Consider the following 8,322-nt stretch of genomic DNA (forward strand, 5'->3'; position numbering starts at 1 on the left):
TGACGCCGCGATCGGTGTGGCGGAGGAGGAACATCGCCCGCTCGACCCGGCGGCGCTGCGACCGTGGCCACCGGCGCGCGGGCGGCGGTCGCCCCGGCGCCGGCCGGTGGGTCCCCACCGTCCGGCGACGCGCCGGCGAAGGAGCGACTTCATGATCACGACGGAATCGGTCTCCCTCGACGACGCGCGGCGCGTCATCGAAGCGGGGGAGCGGGCGGCCCGCGAGGCGGGGCAGCCGGTCAACATCGCGGTGGTCGACGCCGGCGGCAACCTCGTCGCCCACGTCCGCATGGACGGCGCCTGGATCGGCAGCATCGACATCTCGATCAACAAGGCGTTCACGTCGCGGGCGTTCGACCTCAGCACCGCGGAGCTCGCCGACAACGCCGGCCCGGGCGACCAGTTCTACGGCATCGACGCGTCCAACGACGGCCGCGTGATGATCTTCGCGGGCGGGGTGCCGCTGCGCCGCGGCGGTACCGTCGTCGGCGCGGTCGGGGTCAGCGGCGGCAGCGGGGAGCAGGACAGCGCCGTGGCGAACGCCGCCGCGGCCGCGCTCTGACACCCAGGGCTCCCCGTCCCCCGCACGGTCCGACGGCCGCCCCCGGCCTGCGCCCGCCGGGGGATGGCGACGCAGGCCGGGAACGGCCGTCAGGAGGGTGGACACGGCCCCGAAGGAGCCGCGTCGACGGGGTCAGGCCAGCCCGGCCGACTCCAGCTCGGTGCAGCAGGTGTCCACCAGGAGGCGCGTCACCACGTACGGGTCGACGTTGGCGTTGGGGCGCCGGTCCTCGATGTAGCCCTTCTTGTCGCGCTCCACCTGCCACGGGATGCGGACCGAGGCGCCGCGGTCGGAGACGCCGTAGCTGTACTGGTCCCAGGGCGCCGTCTCGTGGGCGCCGGTGAGGCGGTCCTCGACGCCCACGCCGTACTGCTTGACGTGCTCCAGCGGCTTGCCCTCCTTGCCGAGGGCCTCGGCCGCCGCGACGATCGCGTCGTACCCCTCGCGCATCGCACGGGTGGAGAAGTTGGTGTGCGCGCCCGCGCCGTTCCAGTCGCCCTTCGCCGGCTTGGGGTCCAGCGTCGCGGAGACCTTGTGGTCCTCGGCGGTGCGGTAGAGCAGCCAGCGCGCCACCCACAGCTGGTCGGCGACCTCCAGCGGGGAGAGCGGACCGACCTGGAACTCCCACTGGCCCGGCATGACCTCGGCGTTGATGCCGGAGATGCCCAGCCCCGCGGTGAGGCAGTTGTCGAGGTGCTCCTCGACGATGTCCCGGCCGTGGATCTCGTCGGCCCCGACACCGCAGTAGTAGCCGCCCTGCGGCGCGGGGAACCCGCCCTCGGGGAAGCCCAGCGGCCGGGCGCCCTCGAAGAAGGTGTACTCCTGCTCGATCCCGAACAGCGGCTCCTGCCCCGCGAACCGCTCCGCCACCGGGCGCAGCAGGGCGCGCGTGTTGGACTCGTGCGGCGTCCCGTCGGTGTTGAAGACCTCGCAGAGCACGAGCTTGTTCTCGCCGCCGCGGATCGGATCGGCGAAGACCGCCACCGGGGACAGCACCCGGTCCGAGGCGTGGCCCTCGGCCTGGTTGGTGCTGGAGCCGTCGAAGCCCCACTCCGGCGGTTCGACGCCATCGGCCACGATCTTCGTCTTGGAACGCAGCTTCGCGGTGGGCGCGGTGCCGTCGATCCAGATGTACTCGGCCTTGTAGCTCACGTCGGGTCCTCCGGGGCCTTGCGGGGCGGGTGTGCGGATGCGCTGCCGCCACGATCCAGCCACCGGTTTTCCCGCCAGTTGCCCGCCTGTTAAACAGAGGTAACCGTCCCCGCCCGCCGGCGGGGGCGCCGAACAGGGGAGACTCGCATGCGCATCGGACTGCTCGGCACCGGGCCCTGGGCCCGCCGCACCCACGGACCCGCCCTCGCCGCCCACCCCGCGGTGGAACTCGCCGGGGTCTGGGGGCGCCGCCCCGAGGCCGCCCGTGATCTGGCCGACACACTCGGCACGCGTGCCCACGACGACGTGGACGCGCTGCTGGACGCCTGCGACGCCGTGGCCATCGCCCTGCCGCCGGACGTCCAGGCCCCCCTCGCGGTGCGGGCGGCCCGCGCCGGCAAGCACCTGCTGCTGGACAAGCCCATCGCCACCTCCGTCGAGGGCGCCCGGGAACTGGTGGACGTGGTGGCCGAGACGGGCGTCGCGTCCGTCGTCTACTTCACGCTCCGCTTCACCGACGGCCCGGCGGCCTGGGTGGAGGAGCAGCGGGCCGCCGACGGCTGGTGGACCGGGGACGCCCGCTGGCTCTCCTCGATCTTCGCCGGTGGCGACAGCCCCTACGCCGCCTCGCCGTGGCGTCACGACCGGGGCGCGCTCTGGGACGTCGGGCCGCACGCACTGTCGATGCTGCTGCCGGTCCTCGGCGACGTGGCGGACCTGGAGACGGTGTGCGGCCAGGCGGGGCCCGGCGACACCGTGCAGTTCCTGCTGCGCCACACCTCGGGCGCCGTCTCCACCGTCACCACCAGCCACACCGTGCCCGAGGCCGCCGCCGAGGTGCTGGCGGAGGTGCGCGGGGAGGCCGGCGTCTCCCGGATGCCCGCCTGGCACGGTGACGCGCCGGCGGTGCCGTTCGCCAACGCCGTGGACGCGCTGCTGCGTGCGGCCGGTGGCGAACCCCATCCCTGCGACGTGCGGTTCGGGGCGCGGGTCACCGAGATCCTCGCGGCGGTGGAGGCGTCGCTGCCCGCGAAGCCGGCCCGGAGCGCATCGGCCTGAGCCGTGACGGCCCGGGGTGCGGCGCCCACCGGTGCGCCCCGGGCCGGGCGGGGCCGGCGGCGGTCAGCGCCGCGCCATGGCGTCCCGGACGGCCGCCTCGCTCCGCCCGACCACCGCGGTGCCGTCGTCGGCGATGACGATCGGGCGCTGGATCAGGCGCGGGTGCGCCGCGAGCGCGGCCACCCACCGGTCGCGGTCGGCCGGCTCCTTCGTCCACCCGGCCACCCCGAGCTCCCTGGCCTCCGGCTCCTGGGCCCGCGTGATCTCCCAGGGCTCCAGGCCGAGCCGCTCCAGCACGGCGCGGATCTCCTCCGCCGAGGGAACGTCCTCCAGGTAGCGGCGCACGGTGTGCGCCGCGCCCTCGGCCTCCAGCAGGGAGAGCGCCGTACGGCACTTCGAGCACCTCGGATTGACCCAGATCTCCATGCCGCCACGCTACGCGCCGCTGCCGCCCGGGTGGCAGCGGCACGGGGGACGAACCGGACGCCATCCGTTACTGCGTGTTGCCGCCATCCGGTTCTGTCCGGATGCTGTGGGCCCGTGTGGCCCATGGGCGGCGGGAGTCGGGGCAGAGGCGCGCCGTGGCACCGCCCGCTCGGCCTCACTCGGTGTGATGTCGACCGCACGGCGCCCGAATGTGGTTTCCGCGCTCCCCGCAGCGGGCAGCGACGAACCATGGCCGTCGTCGCTGCCGGCCCGTCAGCCGCCGGAGTCCCGGCACGCGTGACGCGACGGCAGGGACGAGCGTTCCCCTTCCCCGCTGCGCTCCGCCCGGTGATCCGCGTGCTGCCCCGTACTTCCGCCTCGGTTCTGACGCGAAAGGCACCGCCTGTGACGCACCCCCGCCCGCTCGCCGCCCAGCCCACCTCCGTCCGTGTCGCCTCCGACGACTCCGCCGCCTTCCACCACTTCCTCGAACAGGTCCGGTACGAGGGCGCCTACCCCACCCGTGAGCGCGCGGAGGAGTCGGTCCGCCGCGTCCTGTCCGCGCTCGGTGGTCAGCTCGGCCGCGCCGACCGGTCCGCCCTCGCCGACTGCCTGCCCGGGCCCGCCGCCCGGCTGCTCACCCGGGCGACCGCCGCCCCCCGCAGCCTCACCGGCTGGGAGTTCGTGCAGGAGATGACCGAGCGCTGCGGCGGCAGCCCGGCCACCAACCGCTGGGACGTCGGTGCGGTGCTGCACGTGCTGGCCCGCGGGGCGGAGCGCTCGGTGCTCGACCGCGTCATCGCCGCGCTGCCCGGCGGGTACGCGCTGCTGTTCGGCCGCCCCGAGCTGGTGGGGCGTCCCGAACTCGCCTCCGCGGCCTGAGCGTCCGGACGCGTCAGCGCGGCCGCCTCTCGGGGGCGGCGGTCGTACCGTGGGCGTGAGGAGCCCTCGCGCCCGAGCACAGGCAGCCCCATCGGCGCCCACCCGCTCGGCGGGTGGGCGCCGCGCGCGTGCCGGGGTGCCGGGCCGTGTCCGTTCCGGTCCGCTTCGGCCGCCGCCCGGCCGTCCTCCGGCCGTCCGGCCGGCCGCCTCAGCTTCGCCGGGGCGGCCCTCCGCTCGGTCGGAGTGAAGGCCCGCTCCTCCTCACCGGGCAGGGGCGGCGGGGCGGTAGAGCTCGGGCAGGCCGATCAGGAGGGTGTCGTCGCGTCGGGCTGCGAGGGCGGCGAGGTCGGGCCAGAAACCGTGGAGGGAGAAGAGCGCAAGGACGGCGTCCTCGGTGTGGTGGCCCTGGCGGGCGAGGAGCCCGCGGATGTGGTCGAGGCGTTCCAGGTCCTTGATCCCCCGCGGTGCGGCGGTGGCCTTCGCCTCGCCGAGCATGCGGATGGTGCGGTGGGCTTGGCGGGGGGACTCGCCGGGGCCCAGGAGGACGATGTCCACCTCGTGCCTGGTGCGGGCGGTGGGGTCGGCGACCTCGGTCCGGCCCACCCAGCCGTAGTCGAGGCCGGGGGCTTCCTCCGGTGCCCAGCGGCGTGTCCACTCGCGCGCCACGTGCTCGAAGTGCGGGCCGAGGACCTGCGACTGGAAGGCGGGCCCGGCCTGCTTCCAGGCGCGTTCGTGCAGCCCGGCGTCGATGAGGGGGGTCTGGGGGATGGTGACGGCCTGGTTGAACCGGATCATCGGATCGGGGACCAGGTACGAGGGAGAGCGCTTCTTGAGGAGGTCCTGGTCGCGCCGGACGTATCCGGCAGCATCCAGCACGTCGAGGGCGTGCGCTGTGGCGGAGCGCTCCTTGCCGATGCGACCGCCGATCTCGGTGGGGGTGGTCGCCCCGTCGACCATGGCGCCGAGCAGCGGATAGTACGTGGCACGCTGGTCCAGGCGCGGGTCCTCGCGCAGCAGGTACTCGGTCTCGGTGCGCGAGTACAGCGGGCCTCCCGGGGTGAGGAGGCTGTGGGCGGCGAAGGTGTCGAAGTCGGCCGGGCTGTGCGGCGCGTCGTGTTCCGCGAGTACGCGGTAGCCGGGGACGCCGCCGCAGACCGCGTCGACCAGGAACGCGGTGTGCGGGTCCTCGATGCCCCAGAACGCGCGGGCGGCACGGAAGTCCAGCGGCGCCAGCCGCAGATCGAGTGTGGCGCGCCCGCGCAGCGCCTGCTGTCCCGCGAGCAGGTCGTGCATGACCGACAGCGCTGATCCGCACAGGATGACGCCCCCCTGGAGTGCCGCGCGGCCCGCGCCGGACTCGTAGCGCGCCTCGTCGTACAACGACTGCAGCAGGCCGGGCAGCTCCGGCGAGTGCCGCAGCAGATAAGGGAACTCGTCGAGGACCAGCAGTGGGGGGACCCCGGCGTTCCCGGGCTGGGACCGCAGCAGCAGCCGCAGGATCGCCGCCCAGTCATCACCCAGCCGAAGCGCTTCCGACGGCAAGCCCCTGGCCCGCGCGACCGCCTCGACCACGCGAGCCTGGGCAGCAGGCCGGCTGTCCTCCTGCACGGCCAGCAGATAGGTCCCGCCCACCGCCTCGCACAGCGCCCGCAGCAGATAGGACTTGCCCAACCTCCGCCGTCCGGAGACGACACCGATGCGCAGCGCCCCGTTGTCCTGCGCCGCGAACTTGGTGAGCTTGGCCCACTCCTCGTCACGGAACCGCACATGGCCGGGAACGGGGACGAGGGACATGGCACCACCCACCGGAGGTAGGGAACGTGAATCGTGGTTCACGTTACATGGTGAATCACGATTCACTCAAAGTCGCGGCCGCGGGGTCGGCGACCAGGGCCGCAGGTCCTCCGGGCGGGGCCGTGCGTGCCGTCTGGGAGCGCACACGGCCGGCCGCCGTCAGGGCTGTCTGTCCCTTCCCGGGGCCCGGGCGGCATCGAGCTGACCCGGGTCCCGTGACCGCCGGGGTGCCGGGCCGTGTCCATTCCGGTCCGCTTCGGCCACCGCCCGGCCGTCCCGCCGGCCGTCCCGCCGGCCGCCTCAGGTCCGCCGGGGCGGCGGGCAGGAGGAGGCGCGCGGGATGAACGTCGGGGTCGCGGTGAGTATCGGCGGCGGGGTGCCGGGCTCGCGCTCCTCCAGCAGCAGCCGCAGGGCGCCGCGCGCCACCTGGTCGAACGGGACGCGCACCGTGCTGAGCGGTACCGGGAGCCGGCTCACGGTCGGGATGTCGTTGTAGCCGACGACGGAGAGGTCCTCCGGCACCCGCAGCCCGCGCTGGTGCGCCGCTGCCAGCACCCCGATGGCGGTGTTGTCGTTGACCGCGAAGATCGCGGTGGGCGGCTCCGGCAGGGCCAGCAGCCGCCGTCCGGCGGCCTCTCCCGCCTCCATGGAGAACGAGTCGCCGGTGGTCAGGCGCGGGTCGGGCTCGACGCCCATCTCCCGCAGTGCCTCGCGGTGGCCCTGGTGGCGCAGCAGGGCGCTGGAGGCGTGCTCCGGCCCGCCGACCAGTCCGATGCGGCGGTGGCCGAGATCCAGCAGGTGCCGGGTGGCCAGCCGTGCGCCGAGGAGGTCGTCGCCGACCGACGCGGGGTGGAACCCGTCGGTGCGCAGCGCCAGGACCCGCGGCACCGCCGGGCGTCCGACCGCGGGGGAGGCGGCGGGGGCGTCCTCCCGGTCGGCCGCCGGGGGCGCTTCCTGCCGGGCGGTCGGGGCGCCGGCGGTGTCCAACCGGGCGGTGGTGAGGATCAGTCCGTCGACCCGGCGACGCATCAGCGAGTCGGCGGCGCGGCGTTCGGCCTCCGGTGAGTCCTCGGTACTGGCGACGACGGCGAAGACGCCGCGTTCCGCGCTCGCGGCGGCGATCTCCTCGTAGAGCATCGCCATGATCGTGTCGGTCAGCCGGGGCACGATGACGCCGATGGTGCTGGTACCCGCGCGGCGCAGACCGGAGGCCAACGGGTCCCGCACATAGCCGAGTTCGCGGGCCACCTCGCGTACCCGCTCGGCGGTGGCGCTCCGTGAGCGCGGCAGTCGTTCGTCGAGCGCCCGCGACACGGTCGATGTGCTGACGCCCGCTGCTCTCGCCACGTCCCGAATGGTCACCATGCGGGTGAGCCTACCGCCACCACGATCGGTTCCGCCCAAGCTCTTGACCCGCGTGAATCCTTGCGGTCATAGTGTCGAAACGTTCCCGCAAACGTTCCCACAAGGGGGTACCCCATGACTCAGCTCGACCTCCGCGGACTTGTCCCGGCCCCTGTCACACCCTTCACCCCCGACGGCGCCGTCGACCACGAGGCGCTCGCCTCCTACGGCCGCTGGCTCGCCGGTTTCGACGGCGTCAAGGGCCTGGTCTGCCTCGGGCACGCGGGTGAGGGCACCTTCCTCACCCAGCAGGAGCAGGTGGCGGTCATCCGCACCCTGGTCGAGGCCGTGGACGGCGCCACGCCGATCATCGCCGGCATCACCGGTGAGGGCACCGCCGTCGCCGCAGACGAGGCGCGCCGCGCCGTCGACGCGGGCGCCGCCGCCGGCCTGCTCTACCCCTCGCACGGCTGGCTGCGGTTCGGCTTCCAGAAGGGCGCCCCGCAGGACCGCTACCGCGTCGTCCACGAGGAGTCCGGCCTGCCGCTGATCCTCTTCCAGTACCCGGACGTCACCAAGGCCAGCTACGACCTCGAGACCCAGCTGGAGATCGCCGCGCAGCCGGGCGTCTTCGCCACCAAGAACGGCGTGCGGAACATGCGCCGCTGGGACACCGAGATCCCGGTGCTGCGGGCCGAGCACCCCGAGCTGCAGATCCTCACCTGCCACGACGAGTACCTGCTGCACACCATGTTCGACGTGGACGGTGCGCTCGTGGGCTACGGCGGCCTCGCCCCCGAGCCGCTCATCGAGCTGATCGCCGCCGGCAAGGCCCGCGACTACGTCGCGGCGCGCGCCCTGCACGACCGCCTGCTCCCGGTCACCAAGTCGGTCTACCACCGCGGCTCCCACATGGAGGGCACCGTGGCGCTGAAGCTGGGCCTCAAGGCCCGCGGCGTGCTGCCCCACGCCACCGTCCGGTCCCCGCTGATCGACCTCTCCGAGGCCGCCGAGCAGGAGATCGCCGAGGCGCTGAAGGCCGCGTCCCTGATCTGACGCGTGCGGTGCGGGCGGAACCGGCGGTGCCCAGCGCACCGCCGGGC

Annotated in this window: 8 protein-coding genes; 4 read left to right on the top strand and 4 right to left on the bottom strand. The window is 74.3% G+C overall.

Annotated features, from left to right (window positions below):
• The first annotated feature begins 151 nt into the window (after positions 1-151).
• Positions 152-562 carry a GlcG/HbpS family heme-binding protein gene (locus HCN52_RS18650; protein ID WP_168089599.1) on the top strand — a complete coding sequence of 137 codons (411 nt, stop codon included), beginning with the start codon at positions 152-154 and terminating at the stop codon, positions 560-562.
• Between the two features lie 132 nt (positions 563-694).
• Here HCN52_RS18650 and glnII read toward each other — a convergent pair whose 3' ends face one another.
• Positions 695-1,714, bottom strand: coding sequence for a glutamine synthetase (gene glnII / locus HCN52_RS18655; RefSeq protein WP_168089600.1), 1,020 nt, complete (start codon positions 1,712-1,714; stop codon positions 695-697).
• A 147-nt stretch (positions 1,715-1,861) separates the two neighbouring features.
• Between glnII and HCN52_RS18660 the strand changes: the two genes are divergently transcribed.
• A complete protein-coding gene (locus HCN52_RS18660; protein WP_168089601.1) occupies positions 1,862-2,773 on the top strand; it encodes a Gfo/Idh/MocA family protein in 912 nt (303 codons plus the stop codon).
• A gap of 63 nt (positions 2,774-2,836) precedes the next feature.
• On the opposite strand, the gene HCN52_RS18665 is transcribed toward HCN52_RS18660, so the two are convergent.
• Positions 2,837-3,199, bottom strand: a complete 363-nt coding sequence (locus tag HCN52_RS18665; RefSeq protein WP_168089602.1) for an ArsC/Spx/MgsR family protein — start codon at positions 3,197-3,199, stop codon at positions 2,837-2,839.
• 405 nt (positions 3,200-3,604) lie between these two features.
• Here HCN52_RS18665 and HCN52_RS25595 point away from each other — a divergent pair, with 405 nt between their 5' ends.
• Positions 3,605-4,081 (top strand): DUF2267 domain-containing protein, encoded by a 477-nt coding sequence (locus tag HCN52_RS25595; RefSeq protein WP_312876771.1) that lies wholly within the window; start codon positions 3,605-3,607, stop codon positions 4,079-4,081.
• A gap of 261 nt (positions 4,082-4,342) precedes the next feature.
• On the opposite strand, the gene HCN52_RS18675 is transcribed toward HCN52_RS25595, so the two are convergent.
• Complete coding sequence (locus HCN52_RS18675; protein ID WP_168089604.1) at positions 4,343-5,875, bottom strand: AAA family ATPase; 1,533 nt, start codon at positions 5,873-5,875, stop codon at positions 4,343-4,345.
• 300 nt (positions 5,876-6,175) lie between these two features.
• On the bottom strand, positions 6,176-7,240 hold the full coding sequence (locus HCN52_RS18680; RefSeq protein ID WP_168089605.1) for a LacI family DNA-binding transcriptional regulator: 1,065 nt from the start codon (positions 7,238-7,240) through the stop codon (positions 6,176-6,178).
• Between the two features lie 114 nt (positions 7,241-7,354).
• Here HCN52_RS18680 and HCN52_RS18685 point away from each other — a divergent pair, with 114 nt between their 5' ends.
• Complete coding sequence (locus HCN52_RS18685) at positions 7,355-8,275, top strand: dihydrodipicolinate synthase family protein (RefSeq protein ID WP_168089606.1); 921 nt, start codon at positions 7,355-7,357, stop codon at positions 8,273-8,275.
• Positions 8,276-8,322: the final 47 nt, after the last annotated feature.

The sequence above is a fragment of the Streptomyces bohaiensis genome (assembly GCF_012033785.1).
Taxonomy (GTDB): Bacteria; Actinomycetota; Actinomycetes; order Streptomycetales; family Streptomycetaceae; genus Streptomyces; species Streptomyces bohaiensis.